We start from the raw sequence: 20,948 nt of genomic DNA on the forward strand, positions 1-20,948 counted from the left end.
TTTCAACATTCTTCAATGTAAAATCGATTTCATTTAGCAACTTCAATTAAGGTTGCCGCTACACGTTTCGTTGCATCAGTAATCGATGCCGCTCGAGCTTTTTTGGCCATGTCTAATAACTGTGGGCGCGACCATTGATTTAATAGCGTTACCAACGCATCGGTTGAAAACTGCGCCTGCTCAACAATTTTCGCGGCACCCGCCTTCTCTAACGGTAATGCATTCCAGTACTGCTGCCGATCTTTATGCTGGAAAGGAACAAAAATTGCCGGTAAGCCGGCAACAGCAACTTCACTAACCGTTAAAGCACCTGCGCGGCAAATGATGATATCAGCCCAAGCATAAGCCGCAGCCATATCATCAATAAATTCAGTTACTTTATAATTATCTGATTTACCACATAAATTTTTATATAAAGTTTCCGTCATTTGTTGAGCACCTTTACCCGCTTGATGCCAAATGGTCACTTTTCCATCTAATTGAGCAGCCACTTCGGGTAATGTCTGGTTTAAAATTTTTGCTCCTTGACTACCACCTATCACTAGTATTCGAATAGCACCATCACGATCAATTAAACGTTCTTCAGGCTCAGGTAATGCTAATACCGCTTCACGAACTGGGTTTCCTACGACCGTAGCATTAGGGAACGCACTTGGAAATGCCTGTAAAACACGCTTGGCAATTTTCGCTAACCAACGATTGGTTAAGCCTGCTACCCCATTTTGCTCATGCAGTACAATTGGAATATTACATAGCCAAGCAGCAACACCGCCCGGGCTAGAAACATATCCCCCCATACCTAATACGACATCAGGTTGATAACGCTGCATAATCACTTTTGCCTGCTTTATAGCTTTAATAATTTTAAACGGCGCTAGCAGCAATGCTTTAAAACCTTTACCACGTAAACCTGAAATGTTTATAAATTCAATCTCAATGCCGTGCTTAGGAACTAAATCTGCCTCCATTCGGTCAGCAGTGCCTAACCAGCGTATATCCCAGCCTTGTTGCTTTAGATAATCAGCCACCGCTAGTCCCGGAAAAACATGTCCTCCGGTACCCCCTGCCATCACCATGAGGCGTTTTGGTTGGCTCATTTCGTTCTCCTTACAAATGCTTGCGCTCTCTTAAGGCGTGTTTCAAAGTCGATACGTAACAAGATAGCAATGGCAATAAACATAATTAATAGACTAGAGCCACCATAGCTAATTAGCGGTAATGTCAATCCTTTAGTTGGTAACATTCCTGCTGCCGCGCCAACATTAACCAGCGCTTGGAAAGTGAACCAGATACCAATTGAACAAGCTAAATAACCCGAAAAATGTTGCTTTGCATCTAACGCCCGTTTGCCAATCATCATACTGCGAAAAGCAACGAAAAATAACATTAATAGCACTAATACAACACCGATATAACCGAGTTCTTCCGCTAAAACCGAGAAAATAAAATCAGTATGGGCTTCAGGCAAATATTCTAATTTTTGAATAGAATTACCTAAACCTTGGCCCCATAATTCACCACGACCAAATGCCATCAAAGATTGTGTTAATTGATAGCCGCTACCAAAAGGATCTGCCCATGGATTGAGGAAAGAGGTTATTCGACGCAAGCGATAAGGTTCAAAATAAATTAAGCCAATAACACCTACCGCACAAATAACAATACCAATAATAAACGGCGCTAATCTCGCCCCCGCAAGGAATAGCAATGCTAAAGTTGTCACAACCAATACAATTACTGTACCTAAATCCGGTTGCAATAGCAGCAGAATAGCCATCAATATTAGAATGCACATCGGCTTAATAAAGCCCAAAAAACGTGTTCGTACCTCATCGGTTTTTCTGACTAAATAACTGGACACATAGCAGAATAAGGCTAGTTTAGCGATCTCAGCTGGCTGTATACGGACAATACCAGTATTAATCCAGCGAGATGCCCCATTAACTGAACTTCCGGCAACCAGTACCACTAATAACAGCATTAAGGCGATGATTAATAATAAAAAGTTATATTTTTCCCACCAGATCATTGGCATATTTAAGACTGATAAAGCTAAAACAAATGATAAAGCTAGATAGATAACATCGCGTTTGGCAAAGAAAAAAGGATCTTGCGTTAGACGCTGTCCAACCGGCATTGAAGCAGATGTCACCATAATAAAACCAATTATAGCTAGACCTATTGTTAGCCAAACCAAAGTACGATCATAAAGGATCGTGTCTAGAACATCATTATCAGGCTCACCGTTAGCCCAATTTTTCAGCTGTTTGAAGTTAAATTTCATCATTGACCTAACTCCTTCGCTAATTGGCTAAATCGTTCACCCCGTTGCTCAAAGTTACGAAATTGATCGAAGCTGGCACAAGCCGGTGAAAGTAGCACCATATCACCGTCTTTCAATTCAGCTGCGATGGCGCGTAGGCATTGTTCCATTGTATCTAGTAGCAAACTATTTGGTTTTAACTGTGCTAATTGATAACCATCACGGCCAAAACAGCATAATTTAATATTTTTTGCTGCGATATAGGGTTTTAATGGTGAAAAATCTGCCGATTTTCCCTCTCCACCCAATAATAAATAAAGTGTACCAGCGACTTGTAAACCTTTTAAAGCGGCTTCAGTACTGCCAACGTTGGTTGCTTTAGAATCATTTACCCATTGAATACCTTGATGCTGATGAACTAATTGGCAACGATGAGGTAAGCCGGCATATTGAGTTAATGCCGCTAAACTAGCTTTACGCGGAATCTTTACTGCATCCGCTAAAGCCAGTGCAGCCGCTCCATTAAGATAGTTATGCTGCCCTACTAACCGTATTTCAGCGGTATTAATAATAGGCTGCCCTTTTATATGTAATTCTTGGCAACGGGTATTTAATTGATAATCGCCGCTATTAATGCCAAAACTTATACAACGAGCATCACGTCCGAGTGATGGCCAGGTTTGTGGATCTTGTTCATTAATAATACAAACTTTAGCACCAGTATAAATTCGTAACTTGGCCGCACGGTATTGTTGAACACCGAACGGATACCTATCCATATGATCTTCTGTCACATTTAATATAGTTGCTACCGCAGCCTGTAAACTGGATGTTGTTTCCAGTTGAAAACTAGAAAGCTCTAATACATATAGATCATAATCTTTGGCTAATAATGCCAGCGCCGGTGTCCCGATGTTACCACCAACTGCCACTCGCCAATTAGCTGCTTTTGCCATTTCACCAACCAATGCTGTAACCGTACTTTTACCATTAGAGCCAGTGATAGCAATGATAGGTTTATGCGTTTCACGACAAAAAAGCTCAATATCACCAATAATTTCAATACCCTTATCTGCTGCTATTTTTAATTCTGGGGTAGCAAGCGAAATACCCGGACTAGCAACAATCAAATCAGCTGCCATTAGCCATTCACTATTCCAACTGCCACAGTGGCAGTCGACTTCGGCAGGCAATTTATCTTTACCTGGCGGTGTTATTCGGGTATCAATGACGCGTGGCACAACCTGGCGAGAGAGAAAAAAGTCGACACAAGATAGACCTGTCTGGCCTAACCCGATTATAACGACTTTTTTGCCCTGATAATTAGCCATTTTATTAACGTACCTTTAATGTTACTAACCCAATCAATACCAACATTAATGAGATGATCCAAAAACGCACAATAACTCGGGGTTCAGGCCAGCCTTTTAATTCGTAATGATGATGGATCGGTGCCATGCGAAAAATGCGTTGCCCACGCAGTTTAAATGATCCTACTTGTAAAATTACCGATAAAGTTTCAACGACAAACACACCACCCATAATCAATAATAAAAATTCTTGCCTTAGTAAAACTGCTATTGTCCCCAATGCACCACCTAATGCCAACGAGCCAACATCCCCCATAAAAACTTGCGCAGGATAGGTGTTAAACCATAAAAATCCCAAACCGGCACCCACAATTGTCGTACAAACCACGACTAATTCACCTGCATGGTTGATATAAGGAATTTTTAAATAGTTAGCAAAATTAAAATTACCCGTAGCCCAAGCCACTAGTGCAAAGCCGGCCGAAATAAAAACCGTTGGCATAATAGCTAAACCGTCTAATCCATCAGTTAAATTAACTGCATTACTTGTGCCGACAATCACAAAATAAGTCAGTAAAATATAAAACAGGCCAAGTTGTGGCATGACATCTTTAAAAAAGGGTACAACCAATTGAGTGACTGCCGTATCCTTACCGATGCTATATAAAGCAAATGCGACACCCAAAGCCAACACGGATTGCCAGAAATATTTCCAACGAGCGATCAATCCTCGGGAATTTTTACGCACCACTTTACGATAATCATCAATAAAGCCAATAACACCATATCCCAACAAAACGACTAATACGCACCAAACATAGGGATTATTTAATCGCGCCCATAACATGACTGAAATTACAATAGAAGATAAAATCAACACACCTCCCATGGTAGGTGTGCCGCGTTTACTAAAATGCGATTCGGGACCTTCATCACGTACAACTTGACCTATTTGCAATTTTTGCAAAAAGGAAATCAAATGAGGTCCCATCCATAACGCAATCACCAAAGCCGTTAACAAACTGGTAATAGCCCGAAATGTCAAATAGGAGAAAAGATTAAAGCCAGAAAAATATTTAACTAAATATTCGGCTAACCAGACTAACATAAAAAGCACTCCTGTAAGGCGTGTACAACTTCTTCCATTGCTGTACTGCGCGAACCTTTAACTAAAACTGATACGGTTTCGTGTTCTTTTATTAATGGGATCAGTTTCGCAATTAACTCTTTTTTAGTAGCAAAATGCTCACCACAACCGCTGTGCTGGCTAATAATGACACTTTGTTGACCGACACTTAACACTCGATCAAGTTTCATTTGGCGAGTCGCCTCACCGACCTCCTGATGACATTTTTCAGTCTTATCGCCTAATTCCCCCATATCACCAACAACCAAAATACGGTAGCCGGGCATTTGGGATAAAACATCGGCGGCAGCAATCATAGAGCCGGTATTAGCATTGTAAGTGTCATCTAAAATAAGTTTACCGGGCGCTAGATGAATCGGATATAAACGCCCTGTTACTGGCCGAACATGTGCCAAACCAAGACTAACCTGCTTAAGCGTTGCCCCCACTGACATTGCTAACGCGCTCGCCGCTAATGCATTGGCAATATTATGTGTACCTGGCAAGGGTAAAAATATTGAGATCACACCAGTTGGTGTATGCAGCTCAAATTCGCTACCTGTTGATTTGGTGGTAATATTTTCCGCATAAAAATCAGCCTGTTGCTGTTTTGTTAGCGAAAAACGCCAAATGGTTTGTTGTTGCTTAAAATACGATTGCCAATTTTTCCAATCATGGCTAGCCAAATTAATAACCGCTGTTCCTTGTTCTGCTAATCCCTGAAAAATCTCGCCCTTTGCTATAGCAACACCGGCAAGTGAACCAAAACCTTCAAGATGGGCAGCAAATAAATTATTGACTAATACGCTATCCGGTCTAACCATATTAGTTGTATAGGCAATTTCACCAATATGATTGGCTCCCATTTCAATCACTGCATACTGGTGCTCTGCCGTCAAACGAAATAACGTTAAGGGCACACCAATATCATTATTCAAATTACCTTCAGTAAAAAGTGTCCCGCCGCATTGAGAGAGAATGGCGGCCACCATCTCTTTAACCGAGGTTTTGCCAGAAGAACCCGTTAGCCCAATAACCTTAGCTTTACTATGCGATCGAACCCAAGCGGCTAACTTTCCCATTGCTAAGCGCGTATCTTCAACAACAACTTGCGGACAATGAATAGGTAATGGCCGCTCAACTAATAATGCGCTAGCACCCGCCTCAGTAGCCTCTTTAGCAAAATGATGACCATCAAAATGCTCACCCTTTAAAGCAATAAACAGACCATCAATGGGTCGCTGACGACTATTTGTTGTTACCGCATTAAGCCACAAACTGGCTGCCTGTCGATCATTTATTTGCTGCAGGGCACCTTGTGTCACAGTAGCCAAATGCTTCAATGAAATAGGGATCATGCCATCACCCCCAATAACCGTGCTACCGTCAAGCGATCGGAATAATCGAGCCGACGATCACCAATAATTTGATAATCTTCATGCCCTTTACCGGCGATTAATATGACATCATCAGCATTTGCCTGCATAATGGCACTAGTAACTGCTTCCACTCGCCCGACAATCGGCATTGCCCGCCCAGCGTCAAGAAAACCGCTTAAAATATCATTAATGATGGCTTTTGGCTCTTCACTACGTGGATTATCATCGGTTACTACCACAATATCAGCATACTGTTCAGCCACACTCCCCATCAATGCACGTTTACCCTTGTCGCGATCACCACCACAACCAAATACACACCAAAGTCTGCCACGACAATGAAGACGGAGCGCACTTAATGCTTTTTCGAGCGCATCAGGAGTATGAGCATAATCGACCACAACAGTTGGCCGTCCTGGTGAAGTGAAGACTTCCATTCGCCCACAAACTGGTTGTAAGGCATGCGATGATTTTATTACCGCATTAAATGGATATCCCATCATTAACAGTGTCGCCATGGCCAGCATGACATTATTGACATTAAAAGCCCCCATTAATGGGCTTTCTAGCGATCCTTTTCCCCAAGTTGAATTAAAATGAATAGTCGCCCCACTATCATGATACTCAACCTGTTCTACTAATACCCAAGACCCTTGCCAATCAGTAGGTATACGCTTCTCCATCGAAACAGCACATGCCTGTGGCAATCTTTCAAGCCACTGCAAACCCGTATCATCATCCACATTGATAATCTGTTTATCAGATTTATGGGTTGAAAATAATAACCATTTTGCCGCTGCATAATTTTGCATATCACCATGATAATCAAGGTGATCACGACTTAAATTAGTAAATACAGCAGCGGTAAAAGGAATAGCGGCAACACGACTTTGCACTAAACCATGTGAGGAGACTTCCATCGCAACTAAAGTAGCCTGCTTATCAACCAACAACTGCAATTCAGCCTGAATATCAACCGCTGAGCCGGTGGTGTTTTCACTAGGTACAATCTGTCCTAACATTCCGTTACCCACCGTGCCCATTACAGCACTGACTTCGCCCAGCCCTTTTGCCCACTGAGCAATAAGCTGAGTTGTGGTTGTTTTACCATTGGTTCCTGTTACACCAATCAATCGCAACTTTGTGGCTGGATGTTGATAAAATTCGCCTGCTAACAGTGATAATTGCTTATTCAGTTCATTAATATAAATGACTGGAACACCATGCAGATATCGAATCGTTCCAGCTTCTGTTTCTCCTTGTGCTTCAGCAATGATTGCGGCGACACCTTGCGCTATCGCTTGAGAAATATATTGCCGTCCATCTGTTTGATGGCCTTTAACTGCTAAAAATAGGTCTCCTGCCGCTACCTTACGGCTATCAAGCGTCATTTCTCGTAGCACCTTATCTGGCGCGTTAACACCCAGTGGTGCAAGTAAATCGCGTAGATTACGATCTGCCACCTGTATCCTCTTTTATCTTGTTGATTACTAATTCATTATCATCTGAGGTCAATGCATCAGGCTCTACATTCATTAAACGTAAAACGCCGCCCATAATGGTTCCAAATACGGGTGCAGAAACAGCACCTCCGTAATATTTACCGGCTGTGGGCTCATTGATAATCACAACCAGGGCATAGCGAGGGTTACTTGCTGGTGCCACTCCAGCCGTATAAGCAATATATTGATTAATATAGTGACCATCATTGCCAACTTTTTTTGCTGTACCAGTCTTAATTGCTATTCGATAACCCTTCACTGCGGCGCGGACACCACCACCACCAGGCAATGCGACACTTTCCATCATGTGAACCACTGTCCGCATAATCCCCTCAGGAAAAATACGAGCACCTGATACCGGCGGATCAACTTTTGTAATTGATAGCGGACGAAAAATACCAAAACTACCAATTGTTGCATAAACTCGCGCTAACTGTAATGGAGTGACCATTAACCCATAACCAAAAGAAAAGGTGGCCCTTTCAAATTCAGACCACCGCGTTTTTTTATTAGGAAAGATGCCACTACTTTCCCCAATTAATCCTAAATTTGTTGGTTTACCTAAGCCAAAGCGGGCATAAACATCCACCAGCTCATCCGCAGGCATGGCTAATGCTAACTTTGAAACACCCACATTACTTGATTTTTGTAAAATACCGGTAACTGATAATTCACTATACCTTGCTACATCTTTAATTTCATGACCACTTATCATATAGGGTTGAGTATTTAACACACTATTGGCTTTAATAATTCCATTATTTAAAGCACTGACAATCACCATTGGTTTGACCGTTGAGCCGGGTTCAAATACATCGGTGATCGCTCGGTTACGCATAACTTCAGTTGGGGTACCAGCAAGATTATTCGGGTTATAGGATGGACTATTGGCCATCGCCAAAACCTCACCCGTGTGAACATCTACCAAAATAGCAGTACCTGACTCAGCTTTATTTTCCATTACACTGTGCGTTAATTCTCGATAAACCAACGACTGTATGCGTTCATCAATACTTAATACCAAGTCGTGAGCAACTTGTTTATCAATGGAAGAAATATCTTCGATAACGCGCCCATAACGATCTTTACGTACTATCCTTTCGCCTGGCGCTCCCGTTAGCAGATAGTTAAAGCTTTTTTCAATCCCTTCAATTCCCTGCCCATCAATATCTGTCACCCCAATTAAATGAGCAGCTACTGGACCCGAAGGATAATAACGACGCGACTCTTTACGCAGATAAATACCTGCTATTTTTAATTTGCCAATATATTCACCAACCGATGGATTCACTTGACGAGCTAAATAGACAAACCGACTGTTAGCGTTAAGACTAAGTTTATGGTTGACTTGTTCTAGCGGTATCCTTAACTCATCCGCTAATGCTTGCCAACGTTCATCATTGGTTAATCCACCATTTTCATAAATTATTTTCGGATCAGCCCAAATAGCATAAACCGGAACACTTACTGCCAGTTGGCGTCCCTCACGATCACTTATCATGCCGCGTGCAGCCGTCACTTTCTGAACGCGAAGCGAACGCATATCACCTTCTCTAACCAGCTCTTCCTGATTAATAACTTGCAAATAAGTAACACGAACAATCAGACCAATTAATGCTAATCCTATACCCGCGCACAATAGCAAGAAGCGCCAGCTGACATAGCTGACTTTTTCTTCGTACCGTCGTCTATACTTCACTGAGCGCGCAGGCTTCATGTTGTTTACCTATCTACTAAAGCTATTTTGCAATCACAATATGTTCTTGCGTCGGATCTACATGGATCATTTGTAGCTTTTCTACCGAAAGGCGCTCAACTCGACTATGATTTCCTAATGAGTTCTCTTCCAAAATCAAATTGCGCCATTCTATATCTAAAGATTCTTTTTCTTCTGTCATCAAATCCTTTTGTGCCGTTAATAACCGTGTTTGGTGACTGACGGTAACAATTGAAATTGCTGATACAATAATCACTATCAATAGAATCAATGGGACAGCTCCGTGCCGAAAAATATCATAAGCAATGATCCTAATTAAGCTATATTTTTCCGCTGTCATTATCGTTCCAACATTTCAGCAAAACGCACAACTGAGCTTCTTGCTCGTGGGTTTTCGATAACTTCTCTTGCTGTCGGTTTCATTTTGCCTAGTACCTTCAATATCGGTTTACCAATCGCTTTTAATTGCACATCGGTTAATGGTAATCCGACTGGGACTTTTGGTCCTCTGCTATGCTCTCGGATAAAACGCTTAACCAGCCTATCTTCCAATGAGTGAAAACTAATTATCGATAGCCGTCCCTGTGGTGCCAATATATTTAATGAATCCTCTAGCGCTTTTGCTATTTCTTCCAATTCGCTATTGATATATATGCGAATTGCCTGGAACGATCGTGTTGCTGGATGCTTATGTTTTTCCTTAAAGGGACTAACTTGCGCTATCAATTCTGCCAGTTGTTTTGTCCGTGTTAATGGTTCCTCTGCTGAATGATGGTTGCGAGCCACAATCGCTTTTGCAATTCTTTTGGCAAATCTTTCTTCACCATAAGTTTTCAATACCCAGGCTATATCTGATTCTTCCGCCTTCATCAACCATTGTGCAGCAGATTGACCTGTTGTCGGATCCATTCGCATATCTAATGGTCCATCACGCATAAAAGAAAAACCTCGCTCTGGATCATCTAATTGCGGTGATGAAACACCTAAATCAAGCAATACGCCATCAATCTTGCCCACTAATCCCTCTTCTACAATAAATGTTTGCAACTGAGAAAAAGAACCATGTTTAATTGAAAATCTGTTATCAGTAATCATTTTTTCAGCGGCTGCCACTGCATCGGGATCACGATCTAACGCTATCAAACGCCCTTCACTACCTAACCGAGAGAGAATTAATTGAGAGTGCCCTCCCCGGCCAAATGTACCGTCAACATAAATGCCATTTGCTTTTATATTCAATCCATTGACTGCTTCATCAAGAAGCACACTGATATGTTTAAATCGACTGTCTGCCATATTAAAGAGATAGATCCTGTAGCCGCGTTGATAATGGTTCATTTGCGCTCTGCTCAGCTTCAATATCTGCCTGTATTTGCTGATACCAAGTCTGCTCATCCCATAACTCAAATTTATTAATTTGGCCAACCAGCATGACTGCCTTTTTGAGCCCTGCCTGTTGACGCAGGGTATTAGCGAGCAAAAGACGACCTGCACTATCCATCTGGCATTCACTAGCGTGTCCAAGTAATAAACGCTGAACACGGCGTTCAACCGGATTCATCGTAGAAAGTTGTGACAGTTTTTTTTCGATAATTTCCCATTCAGGTAATGTATAAAGTAATAGGCATGGCTGATGAAGGTCGATAGTAAACACCATCTGCCCTTCCGACTCCTCGTTCAGCATACCGCGATAGCGCGTGGGCACGGTTAATCGCCCTTTGCTGTCGAGATTGACGAGTGTTGCGCCACGAAACATATCTCTTCAACCCTTATATTACAAAAATCACCACATTACACCACAATTTCCCACTTACTATAGAGTTTACGAAGGGTATGAAAATCTTGTCAAGCAAGAGCCACTGTGCTTTAGTTTTATTTACAGAATAATGTTGGAAAATGATTGGGTGGGTTTTCTGACGAGTAAAAAATTAAAAACAATTAACATTATGATAAAATTGCATAAATTGATTTTTTATACTTATATTCACTGTCGAAACTTATTTATTTCGCAAAAAAAGAAATAAAAACTAAAATACACAACCAATGCTTTATTTTAAATCAACCTTCAGATAACACTTTATCCATATAAATAACAATTAATCAAACTTCCCAAAAATTATTTGCCGCAAAATTTTAAAATTTACATTATTTATCAGTATATTACACATACTGATAAATATACAGTAATTTTTTATATCGCTAATCGTATAAAATCTATACGTTAAATAGAAAAATATTCTATATCTGTCGGTGACTATTTTATGTGTAAATCTTAATATTCGAAACAATTTTATTAAGAATTGTCTGAATTATTACCATTTGTGGTTATTTATTTATAAATTTTTTAAAAATACACAATTTGAATAGTGCATTTTTAAAATTTTATTAGATATTTTCAACTTAAGTTAAATTGTACGGCTTAAGCTACCTCTTCGACATAAATCACGCTGGATACGTGTTATACCAATGCCAGGCTTCTCATTTTCACTTAAGCTCGCTAATACCAGCTCTATTACTTTATCAGCAATAACTTGGTGACGTTGCACAACCGATAATACTGGACAGGTAAAAAAATCTAACAATTCATTATCACCAAAAGTTGCAATCACAATATCACTTGCTAATCGTCCATCACGCTTTAACATCACGTCCATTACTCCCTGTAACAGAGAAAATGATGTTGTAAAAAATGCTTCCGGCATTTCATTATGATCTAGCCACTGCGCAAAAATTTCTTCAGCAGCATGACGTTCATAACTGCTAGCATATAAATACTTGACTGAATTGGATTTATCTTGCCAAGATTCTCTAAATCCCTGTTCACGTAATAAGCTAACAGAAAGCTCAGGTAATGCCCCTAAATAGAGAACTTTTTTTACCGGAAATTTATGTAATTCAGTTGCTAACATTTTGGCATCTTGTAAATCATCGCCAACCACACTAATAAAATGCTGCGGTTCTAATGCGCGATCTAAAGCAATAATGGGTAATGAACGATTAGCCCAGCGTTGATAAAACGGATGTTCCGGTGCTAAAGCGGTTGAAACAATGATTGCATCCACCTGACGCTTCAATAAGTGCTCTATACACTGAGTTTCGTTATCTGGTTGATCTTCAGAGCAGGCAATAAGTAACTGATAACCGCATTGACGTGCTTTACGTTCAAGATAATTGGCAATCCGAGTATAACTGCTATTTTCTAAATCCGGGATCACCAGGCCAATTGAATGGGTACGGCCAGCTCGCAGTCCAGCAGCGACCGCATTTGGATAATAGTTATGTTCCTTAACAACAGACATCACTCTTTCAACCGTCTTATCACTGACTCGATACTGTTTAGCTTTGCCATTGATAACATAACTGGCGGTTGTACGGGAAACGCCGGCCAGACGGGCAATTTCATCCAATTTCACGTTGATGACCCCTTTTGCAAACAGAAAAAGTCCCAAAAACTTGAGACAATAAAAGTTGTTCTATTTTAACTTGCTGAAGAGATATTTTCACCGCAAAATTTGCTTTTTCCACCATGAAAAAACTCGCAGAATTTAGTCTTGATACATGGATTCAATTTCACGCTGATATCGTTGAGCGATGACTTTACTCCTTAATTTTAAGGTTGGGGTTAACTCACCATTTTCCATAGAAAAACCAATAGGTAACAGAGTAAAACGTTTTACTTGATGAAAATTAGCAAAATTCTTTTGCATTTCTTTCAGACGTAAATCAAAAAGTTCAACAATGCGACTATTACGTAATAGTTCTAATCGACAGTGATATTTCAAATTAATTGAATGAGCATACTCTTCCAGTGAATCAAAACAAGGAACAATCAGTGCGGAAACAAATTTACGCGCATCTGCGATTACTGCAATATGTTCAATAAAACGATCTTGACATAATGCACCTTCAATCAGTTGTGGAGCAATATATTTACCATTAGAGGTTTTCATTAAATCCTTTAACCGTTCGGTAATAAACAAGTTGCCGACTGCATCAAGCCTACCCGCATCTCCCGTTTTGAACCAACCATCGTGGGTGAAAGCCTGTGCTGTTTCAGTTGGTTTATTGAAATAGCCCCTCATCACAATGGGCCCTTTAACCTGGATCTCATTTTCCTGCCCAATACGCACCTGAATATCAGATAATGGTGTACCAATCGAGCCTAAGCAATAATTTTTCTCTTCCCAACAAGAAATCGTTGCACAGGTTTCAGTCATACCATAGCCATATTTGATATTAATCCCGGCAGCTAAAAAGAAACGAATAACCTCATCATCAAGATGAGCCCCTGCGGCAGGTAAAAAACACAATCGGCCACCTAAAATCATTTTTAATTTAGTTAATACCCATTTATCTGCATTACGATAAAAAAAACGATGTAACCAACCGCCTTTTTTTCCTTGTTGAACCAGAGCTACTTGACGTTTACCTTGACGAAGCGCCCAATTGAAAAGCTGTCTACGTAGCCAAGATGCTTTGGAAACTTTCTGATTTATGGCAGCATAAACTTTTTCATAGAAACGGGGCACTGCGCACATTACTGTAGGTTTTACCGCAACCATAGCTTCTCTAACACTGTGGGCATCGGTTAAATAGATGTTTTGTGCGCCAATATGCATAACATAAAAACTCCACGCTCGCTCAAAAACATGAGAAAGCGGTAAAAAACAGAGTGAAATATCTGACTCAGTTAATGTTAAACGCTCATCATGTAAATAAAGTTGAGCTGCCATATTAGCATAATCAAGCATCACCCCTTTCGGTTCACCTGTTGTGCCGGAAGTATAAATTAATGTAAATAAATCACTTAATTGATGTTGTGCAATTCGTTGTTTCAATTGGGTCAAAAATTGGGATGAAGAGTTCTGCATTAATACCGATAGAGGATAAGCTTTTGGGCAAGCAGAAATATCAATATCTTCATTAAAAACAATGATGTTAGTCAATTTAGGGCATAATTTAAATAGCGATTTAGCTATATCATATTGAAGCTGATCGCCAACAAATAGGATGCGAATATTAGCATCATTTAAGATATAAGCAGCCTGATTGACATTACTGGTTGAATAGAGAGGCACTGTCACGGCGCGGATTTGTAAAATAGCCAGATCAGTTAAAGACCAATTCATACTATTATCGGCGAAAATAGCGACATTTTCTTGTATATTCACACCTAATTCAAGTAATGCTAAAGAAATAGATTCTGTTTTTTGTCCAATTTCTTGCCACGTTAATTGGCTTTGATGAGTTGCTGACCATTGCCTAAAAGCAACTCGGTTAGCCAAAGTCGGCGAATTAATCTTTTGTTGAAACTGGTTAACTAAATGATAAGAATGCAAATTCTCACTAGTCAAAATATCTTCCCTTAGTGAACTTTTATTTACCAAATATAATTATTTAATGGCAACAGGTCATGTAGGCTAAAGTTATAAAAAATAATTTCAGCGTACAGTTGTTAGCTAATAGTGGCATTATACATAATTGTTAGATAAAAAAAGAGGCTTTAATGGAATTAAAAAACACGTTCACGCCAAATCCATACTAACGTAACAATGACTTGGCATAAAAGTGCTTTTATAAAAGAAAAATATTTTATATATCAATTTGATAATTGTAATAGAATAATTTACAAGCTATCTTTAATGCAAACTTTATTATCTGTTCCTGTCCACTTTCTTTGCTGATTATACGAAAAAGTGCGCTATTGATTAGTTACTCAGTTGCCCTAATTGCGTTTTCATCCACTTATGTCCTTTGTCTCGAGTTGTAGATTCATGCCAAATCAAATAACAGGGACGTGTCGTTTTTTCCCAGGGTAATTCAACTGATCTTAAATTTAACTGACTTGAATAATATTCAACAAGCCATTTTGGTGCAATAGCGACAAAATGAGTTTGAGAAACAATATTTAATACGCTATTTAAATCTGTTCCTTGGTAAATAATAGAATGAAAAAGATCGCTATTATGATAATAAGGTTTACTAAAAGAACCCATATTATCCATGGAGACAACCGCATGTTTTTCACCCTGTAATATATCATCAGAGATTGTATTTTTAATATTGGGATGATTATTAGACACTGCTAAAACTAATTCATCATTAAATAATGGATGGTGATGATATTCAGGTTTATCAAATTCGTTATAGCTGATAACAAATTCTGTTTCTTGATATTTCAATTGATGGGCAATATTATCATCAAGGTATGATTGAATAATTACGTCAATATTTGGTGCATTTTGCTTAACTCGTGCAACGATACTAGCCGCTAAACGAATATCTAGTGGACTACATATTGATAATTTAAATACCCGTTCACTCTGCTCTGGCTCAAATCCTGCACCCGGTAATTCGTTATGTACTAGTTGTAATGCCTGTCTAACGGGACCAAATAGTTGCTTAGCACGTGAAGTCGGCTGAATACCTCGGCCATAACGAACAAAAAGCTCATCATTGAACATCACTTTCAAACGCGATACTGCATTACTAACAGCAGGCTGTGACATTCCTAAAATCTGTGCTGCACGGGTAACATTCTGCATCTGCATAACTACATCAAAAACCGTTAATAAATTTGAATCAACATTTCGCAAATGAATATCGCTTGGCTCTTTTTTCGTTGCTGAAACTGTGTTGTAGTCAGTCATTATTTTACCCTACTTGATATATATGTATATTTAATAAATAAAAATAAAAAATTAACCTAATTAATTATTAACTTAGGTATATTGTTTTATTCTTAAATTCATTAAAATAAATTAAGCGAACCATTTAACTTTTTAAATGATTTTAGCTTCCATGCCTTAACATTAACGGATCAGTTTAAAAATCATTTCTACCAAAGCCCTAATTATAAAATTATTATCCTTCAATATTCACATAATCAATAAATAATAAAATTAAATATCCATCTATTAATCCTTCAATTAGATGATAAAACAAAGCATGGTAGAATTCATAATAAAATTATTCAATTCTTATTATTCATTACAAATTATCAGATTCATCACAGAATAAATTATTGCTTATTCAATATTTCCTTTACTCATTTTTATAACAAACACTTCCTAATATATTTTTATTAAACTAATTTTACATTTTACAATTAAGAAACATTATTGAAATAAATTAAATGCAACTAAATTAATTTTTAGCTAAATTTTATCAGTTTTTTGAATTAAAAGAATAGATAAAAACAGTGTTAAAAATATAAAAATTAGCCATGTATCCTAGTAAAAACATTCTTTATATTAACAAAATCAATTTTTATTTTAATATTGACATAATGATAAAGATAAGGTATTTATAAAAAATATGATGATATTTTTGATATTAATAAGGTCAATATTTTATGTCTTTTTTTATTCACCTACTAAGCCTGCTACTTCTCGCATTTTCTGTGCGCGGTATGCTTATGGGTGAACGAAGTTATTAATATCTACCCACATAAAAAAACCCGCGCAGAAGCGCGGGTTTTTTTATGCTCGCAATCTTACTAAATAGCTCTTTCTATAAACTTACTAACAAAAAAACCGATCACAACCAAGAATCCGATATAGGAACAAACAGTATGAGCAATAATATTATTATCTTTGATACAACATTACGTGATGGCGAACAAGCTTTACAAGCAAGTTTAAGCATCAAAGAAAAACTACAAATTGCTTATGCTCTGGAACGTTTAGGCGTTGATGTTATTGAGGCTGGCTTTCCTGTCTCTTCACCAGGAGATTTTAAATCTGTTCAAGCCATCGCCAAAGAAATTAAAAATAGCCGTATATGTGGTTTGGCACGTTGTGTTGATAACGACATTGATATTGCCGCTGAAGCATTAAAAGTTGCTAATAGTTTCCGGTTACATCTTTTTTTAGCAACGTCGTCATTGCATATTGAACATAAATTAAAGCGTTCTTTTAATGATATTTTAGCCCTCGCTAACCACTCAATTAAGCATGCCAAGCGCTATACAGATGATATAGAATTTTCCTGTGAAGATGCCGGCCGCACTGATGCTGATGATTTATGCCGGATCGTGGAAATGGCGATCGATGCAGGTGCCACAACGATTAATATCCCTGATACTGTTGGTTATACTATCCCTTGTCAATTTGGCAATATTATTAAAGATCTTTTTAATCGGGTACCAAACATCGATAAAGCCATTATTTCTGTCCACTGTCATGATGATTTAGGTATGTCGGTAGCCAATTCTCTCACTGCAATTCAAGCCGGAGCTCGACAAGTAGAAGGAACGATTAATGGTTTAGGAGAACGCGCTGGCAACTGTGCCTTAGAAGAAATTATTATGGCAATTAAAGTGCGCCAAAAAACGTTAGCCGTCACGACAAACATTAATCATAAAGAAATTTATCGTACCAGCCAATTAGTCAGCAAGTTATGCAATGCCCCTATTCCTGCTAATAAAGCGATCGTCGGCAGTAATGCTTTTTCACATTCTTCAGGTATCCATCAAGATGGTGTACTTAAGAATCGAGAAACTTACGAAATTATGACACCAGCAGCAATTGGTTTAAAAGAGACACAATTAAATCTGACGTCTCGTTCAGGCCGAGCTGCGGTAATGCATCGCATGACCGAAATGGGATATCAAGATACAGATTACAATTTAGAACAGTTATATGCAGCATTTTTGCGCTTAGCAGATAAAAAAGGTCAGATCTTCGACTATGACTTGGAAGCTTTAGCTTTTATTAATCAACAACAACAAGAGCCTGAATTTTTCCGTTTAGCCTATTTTAGTATCCAATCAGGCTCAAATCTGGTTGCCACTGCCACGATAAAAATAATCTGTGGAGATCAGGAAAAATCTGACGCAGCAACAGGCAATGGCCCAGTTGATGCGATTTATCAGGCAATTAATAAAATAGCAAATTATTCTATTCAACTAATTTCCTACCAGTTATCCGCTAAAGGTCAAGGTAATGAAGCGTTAGGTCAAGTTGATATCGTGGCTGAATGTTTTGGCCGACGTTTTCATGGTATCGGATTAGAAACCGATATTATTGGATCATCCGCCATGGCAATGATCCACGTGTTAAATAATATCTGGCGAGCAGAATTAGTCAAAAAACAAAAAAATCACTGCAATACAGAGGTAACTCAATAAAATGGCTAGTAATTATAATGTTGCTGTTTTACCAGGTGATGGTATTGGCCCGGAAGTTATGGCACAAGCCTATAAGGTGTTAGCTGCTATCGGCCAACAGTTTAATTTGGCTATCGTAACCCATGAATATGATGTTGGTGGAATTGCTATTGACCACTATGGCCAACCATTGCCAGCTGAAACACTTTCAGGTTGCCAACAAGCAGATGCAATACTCTTTGGTTCAGTCGGTGGACCGCAATGGGAACACCTGCCTCCTGATAGTCAGCCTGAACGCGGTGCATTGTTACCCTTACGTAAGCATTTTCAGTTATTTAGTAATCTACGACCGGCCCGTCTTTATCCTAGTTTAAATAACTTTTGTCCATTACGGGCAGACACTGCAGCGAATGGTTTTGATATTCTTTGTGTGCGTGAATTAACAGGAGGGATCTATTTCGGTCAACCTAAAGGACGTGTCGGATCAGGTATTGATGAAAAAGCCTTTGATACCGAAATTTATCATCGCTATGAAATTGAACGCATTGCGCATATCGCTTTTCAGGCGGCTCGTAAGCGAAGCTATAAAGTAACATCAATAGACAAAGCTAATGTATTGCAAAGTTCGATTTTGTGGCGAGAGGTGGTTAATGATATTGCCACAATTTACCCCGATGTCGAAATCAACCACATGTATATCGACAATGCCACTATGCAGTTGATCAAAGATCCGGCGCAATTTGATGTTATGCTCTGCTCAAATATTTTTGGCGATATTATTTCCGATGAATGTGCAATGATTACCGGTTCAATGGGAATGTTACCTTCTGCCAGTTTAAATCAACAAAATTTTGGCTTATACGAACCAGCTGGCGGCTCAGCACCAGATATCGCCGGTAAAAATGTGGCTAATCCAATTGCGCAAATCTTATCAGTAGCGCTCATGCTGCGTTATAGCCTGCATCAACCACATATTGCCGATGCGATAGAAAATGCCGTCAATAAAACCTTATTACAAGGTTATCGAACTCAGGATTTGGCATTAGATCAGCAATTTGTCAGTACCGATGAAATGGGCAGTATTATTGCTAGCTATATTATGCAAGAGGCTTAGATTATGGCGAGAACTTTATATCAAAAATTGTACGATGCACACATTGTCCATGCATCGGAAAATGAAACACCATTAATTTATATCGATCGCCACCTACTGCATGAAGTTACTTCTCCCCAAGCATTTGATGGTTTGAGGGCTCATAACCGTTCAGTCAGGCAACCCAATAAAACCTTTGCCACCATGGATCACAATGTCTCTACCCAAACTAAAGATATTAATGCAAGTGGTGAGATGGCTGGCATTCAAATGCAAACCTTGATAAAAAATTGTCAACAATTTGCTATCACACTTTACGATTTAGAACATCCTTTCCAAGGTATTGTCCACGTTATGGGGCCGGAACAAGGCATAACTTTACCCGGCATGACTATTGTTTGTGGTGATTCCCATACTGCAAACCATGGTGCATTTGGTGCATTAGCTTTTGGTATTGGTACATCGGAAGTTGAGCATGTCTTGGCTACCCAAACCTTGAAACAAGCTCGCGCTAAAACGATGAAAATTGAAGTTATCGGTGAATTAGCAAATGGCATCACAGCAAAGGATATGGTATTGGCAATGATTGGCAAAATCGGTAGTGCCGGTGGTACGGGTTATGTTATTGAATTCTGCGGTAAGGCAATTGAAAACTTAACCATGGAAGGCCGAATGACTATCTGTAATATGGCAATTGAAATGGGAGCTAAAGCGGGAATTATTGCACCTGATGATACAACATTTAATTATATTAAAGGCCGTCGATTTGCACCAACCGGAGAACAATGGCAGCAAGCCGTTAACTATTGGAAAACTCTAAAGTCTGATCCGAATGCCAATTATGATGCCATTAAAATTATTGATGCAGCGGAAATTGCGCCTCAGGTTACTTGGGGTACCAATCCAGGGCAAGTGATTGCCATTGATGATGTTATACCTTTACCTAGTTCATTACCTGATGCGATTGAATGCGCATCCGCGGAAAAAGCATTGAATTATATGGGGTTACAAGCTGGCAGCAAATTGACTGACATTAAAATTGATAAAGTGTTTATCGGTTCTTGCACTAATTCACGTATTGAAGATTTGCGTTCTGCTGCCGCTATTGCCAAAGGCAATAAAGTGGCCATTAATGTACAAGCTATTGTTGTTCCCGGTTCAGAGCCAGTAAAAGCACAAGCAGAGCACGAAGGTTTGGACAAAATATTTATCGATGCCGGATTTGAATGGCGTTTACCAGGTTGTTCAATGTGTCTGGCAATGAATAGTGATCGCCTTGCCCCTGGTGAACGTTGTGCCTCCACCAGTAACCGTAATTTTGAAGGGCGTCAGGGGCGTGGTGGTCGAACCCACTTAGTCAGTCCCGCTATGGCGGCAGCGGCCGCTATTTACGGCCATTTTGTCGATGTGCGTAAGATCAACAATGACCAAACAAAATAGGAATTGGTA

Annotated in this window: 16 protein-coding genes; 3 read left to right on the top strand and 13 right to left on the bottom strand. The window is 39.3% G+C overall.

Features of this window, described 5'->3' with window-relative positions:
• Positions 1-29 precede the first annotated feature (29 nt).
• From murG to leuO, 13 genes are all read right to left on the bottom strand, one after another.
• Positions 30-1,097 (bottom strand): undecaprenyldiphospho-muramoylpentapeptide beta-N-acetylglucosaminyltransferase, encoded by a 1,068-nt coding sequence (gene murG, locus LDL57_RS12120; RefSeq protein WP_180558728.1) that lies wholly within the window; start codon positions 1,095-1,097, stop codon positions 30-32.
• Entirely contained in the window at positions 1,094-2,287 is a 1,194-nt protein-coding gene (gene ftsW / locus LDL57_RS12125) for a cell division protein FtsW (RefSeq protein WP_225505830.1), read from the bottom strand. The genes murG and ftsW overlap by 4 nt, the downstream gene beginning before the upstream one ends.
• Positions 2,284-3,594, bottom strand: coding sequence for a UDP-N-acetylmuramoyl-L-alanine--D-glutamate ligase (gene murD, locus LDL57_RS12130; RefSeq protein WP_180558726.1), 1,311 nt, complete (start codon positions 3,592-3,594; stop codon positions 2,284-2,286). The genes ftsW and murD overlap by 4 nt, the downstream gene beginning before the upstream one ends.
• A gap of 4 nt (positions 3,595-3,598) precedes the next feature.
• Positions 3,599-4,681 carry a phospho-N-acetylmuramoyl-pentapeptide-transferase gene (gene mraY, locus LDL57_RS12135; protein ID WP_180558725.1) on the bottom strand — a complete coding sequence of 361 codons (1,083 nt, stop codon included), beginning with the start codon at positions 4,679-4,681 and terminating at the stop codon, positions 3,599-3,601.
• Positions 4,675-6,057: a UDP-N-acetylmuramoyl-tripeptide--D-alanyl-D-alanine ligase gene (gene murF, locus LDL57_RS12140; RefSeq protein ID WP_180558724.1), complete on the bottom strand. Its 1,383-nt coding sequence runs from the start codon at positions 6,055-6,057 to the stop codon at positions 4,675-4,677. The genes mraY and murF overlap by 7 nt, the downstream gene beginning before the upstream one ends.
• Positions 6,054-7,541 (bottom strand): UDP-N-acetylmuramoyl-L-alanyl-D-glutamate--2,6-diaminopimelate ligase, encoded by a 1,488-nt coding sequence (gene murE / locus LDL57_RS12145; RefSeq protein ID WP_180558723.1) that lies wholly within the window; start codon positions 7,539-7,541, stop codon positions 6,054-6,056. The genes murF and murE overlap by 4 nt, the downstream gene beginning before the upstream one ends.
• Positions 7,528-9,297 (bottom strand): peptidoglycan DD-transpeptidase PBP3, encoded by a 1,770-nt coding sequence (ftsI, locus tag LDL57_RS12150; RefSeq protein WP_180558722.1) that lies wholly within the window; start codon positions 9,295-9,297, stop codon positions 7,528-7,530. The genes murE and ftsI overlap by 14 nt, the downstream gene beginning before the upstream one ends.
• 22 nt (positions 9,298-9,319) lie before the next feature.
• Complete coding sequence (ftsL, locus tag LDL57_RS12155; RefSeq protein ID WP_180558721.1) at positions 9,320-9,637, bottom strand: cell division protein FtsL; 318 nt, start codon at positions 9,635-9,637, stop codon at positions 9,320-9,322.
• Positions 9,637-10,593 (bottom strand): 16S rRNA (cytosine(1402)-N(4))-methyltransferase RsmH, encoded by a 957-nt coding sequence (rsmH, locus tag LDL57_RS12160; RefSeq protein WP_180558838.1) that lies wholly within the window; start codon positions 10,591-10,593, stop codon positions 9,637-9,639. The genes ftsL and rsmH overlap by 1 nt, the downstream gene beginning before the upstream one ends.
• A gap of 1 nt (position 10,594) precedes the next feature.
• Entirely contained in the window at positions 10,595-11,053 is a 459-nt protein-coding gene (gene mraZ / locus LDL57_RS12165; RefSeq protein WP_180558720.1) for a division/cell wall cluster transcriptional repressor MraZ, read from the bottom strand.
• 649 nt (positions 11,054-11,702) lie between these two features.
• Positions 11,703-12,710 (bottom strand): catabolite repressor/activator, encoded by a 1,008-nt coding sequence (cra, locus tag LDL57_RS12170; protein WP_180558719.1) that lies wholly within the window; start codon positions 12,708-12,710, stop codon positions 11,703-11,705.
• Positions 12,711-12,842: 132 nt separating this feature from the next.
• Complete coding sequence (locus tag LDL57_RS12175; protein WP_180558837.1) at positions 12,843-14,654, bottom strand: AMP-dependent synthetase/ligase; 1,812 nt, start codon at positions 14,652-14,654, stop codon at positions 12,843-12,845.
• A gap of 351 nt (positions 14,655-15,005) precedes the next feature.
• Positions 15,006-15,947, bottom strand: a complete 942-nt coding sequence (gene leuO, locus LDL57_RS12180; RefSeq protein WP_180558718.1) for a transcriptional regulator LeuO — start codon at positions 15,945-15,947, stop codon at positions 15,006-15,008.
• A 923-nt stretch (positions 15,948-16,870) separates the two neighbouring features.
• On the opposite strand from leuO, the gene leuA reads away from it, so the two are divergent.
• The 3 genes from leuA to leuC are packed head-to-tail and all read left to right on the top strand — an operon-like array spanning position 16,871 to position 20,939.
• Positions 16,871-18,427: a 2-isopropylmalate synthase gene (gene leuA / locus LDL57_RS12185; RefSeq protein WP_180558717.1), complete on the top strand. Its 1,557-nt coding sequence runs from the start codon at positions 16,871-16,873 to the stop codon at positions 18,425-18,427.
• 1 nt (position 18,428) lies between these two features.
• Entirely contained in the window at positions 18,429-19,520 is a 1,092-nt protein-coding gene (gene leuB, locus LDL57_RS12190; protein WP_180558716.1) for a 3-isopropylmalate dehydrogenase, read from the top strand.
• 3 nt (positions 19,521-19,523) lie between these two features.
• A complete protein-coding gene (leuC, locus tag LDL57_RS12195; RefSeq protein WP_180558715.1) occupies positions 19,524-20,939 on the top strand; it encodes a 3-isopropylmalate dehydratase large subunit in 1,416 nt (471 codons plus the stop codon).
• Positions 20,940-20,948 lie beyond the last annotated feature (9 nt).

The sequence above is a fragment of the Arsenophonus apicola genome (assembly GCF_020268605.1).
Classification (GTDB): Bacteria; Pseudomonadota; Gammaproteobacteria; order Enterobacterales; family Enterobacteriaceae; genus Arsenophonus; species Arsenophonus apicola.

Excerpts from the sequence above, each read along its gene's own strand:
- murG (WP_180558728.1), bottom strand. The coding sequence starts at position 1,097 with ATGAGCCAACCAAAACGCCTCATGGTGATGGCAGGGGGTACCGGAGGA.
- ftsW (WP_225505830.1), bottom strand. The coding sequence starts at position 2,287 with ATGATGAAATTTAACTTCAAACAGCTGAAAAATTGGGCTAACGGTGAG.
- murD (WP_180558726.1), bottom strand. The coding sequence starts at position 3,594 with ATGGCTAATTATCAGGGCAAAAAAGTCGTTATAATCGGGTTAGGCCAG.
- mraY (WP_180558725.1), bottom strand. The coding sequence starts at position 4,681 with ATGTTAGTCTGGTTAGCCGAATATTTAGTTAAATATTTTTCTGGCTTT.
- murF (WP_180558724.1), bottom strand. The coding sequence starts at position 6,057 with ATGATCCCTATTTCATTGAAGCATTTGGCTACTGTGACACAAGGTGCC.
- ftsI (WP_180558722.1), bottom strand. The coding sequence starts at position 9,297 with ATGAAGCCTGCGCGCTCAGTGAAGTATAGACGACGGTACGAAGAAAAA.
- ftsL (WP_180558721.1), bottom strand. The coding sequence starts at position 9,637 with ATGACAGCGGAAAAATATAGCTTAATTAGGATCATTGCTTATGATATT.
- rsmH (WP_180558838.1), bottom strand. The coding sequence starts at position 10,593 with ATGGCAGACAGTCGATTTAAACATATCAGTGTGCTTCTTGATGAAGCA.
- mraZ (WP_180558720.1), bottom strand. The coding sequence starts at position 11,053 with ATGTTTCGTGGCGCAACACTCGTCAATCTCGACAGCAAAGGGCGATTA.
- leuO (WP_180558718.1), bottom strand. The coding sequence starts at position 15,947 with ATGACTGACTACAACACAGTTTCAGCAACGAAAAAAGAGCCAAGCGAT.
- leuA (WP_180558717.1), top strand. The coding sequence starts at position 16,871 with ATGAGCAATAATATTATTATCTTTGATACAACATTACGTGATGGCGAA.
- leuB (WP_180558716.1), top strand. The coding sequence starts at position 18,429 with ATGGCTAGTAATTATAATGTTGCTGTTTTACCAGGTGATGGTATTGGC.
- leuC (WP_180558715.1), top strand. The coding sequence starts at position 19,524 with ATGGCGAGAACTTTATATCAAAAATTGTACGATGCACACATTGTCCAT.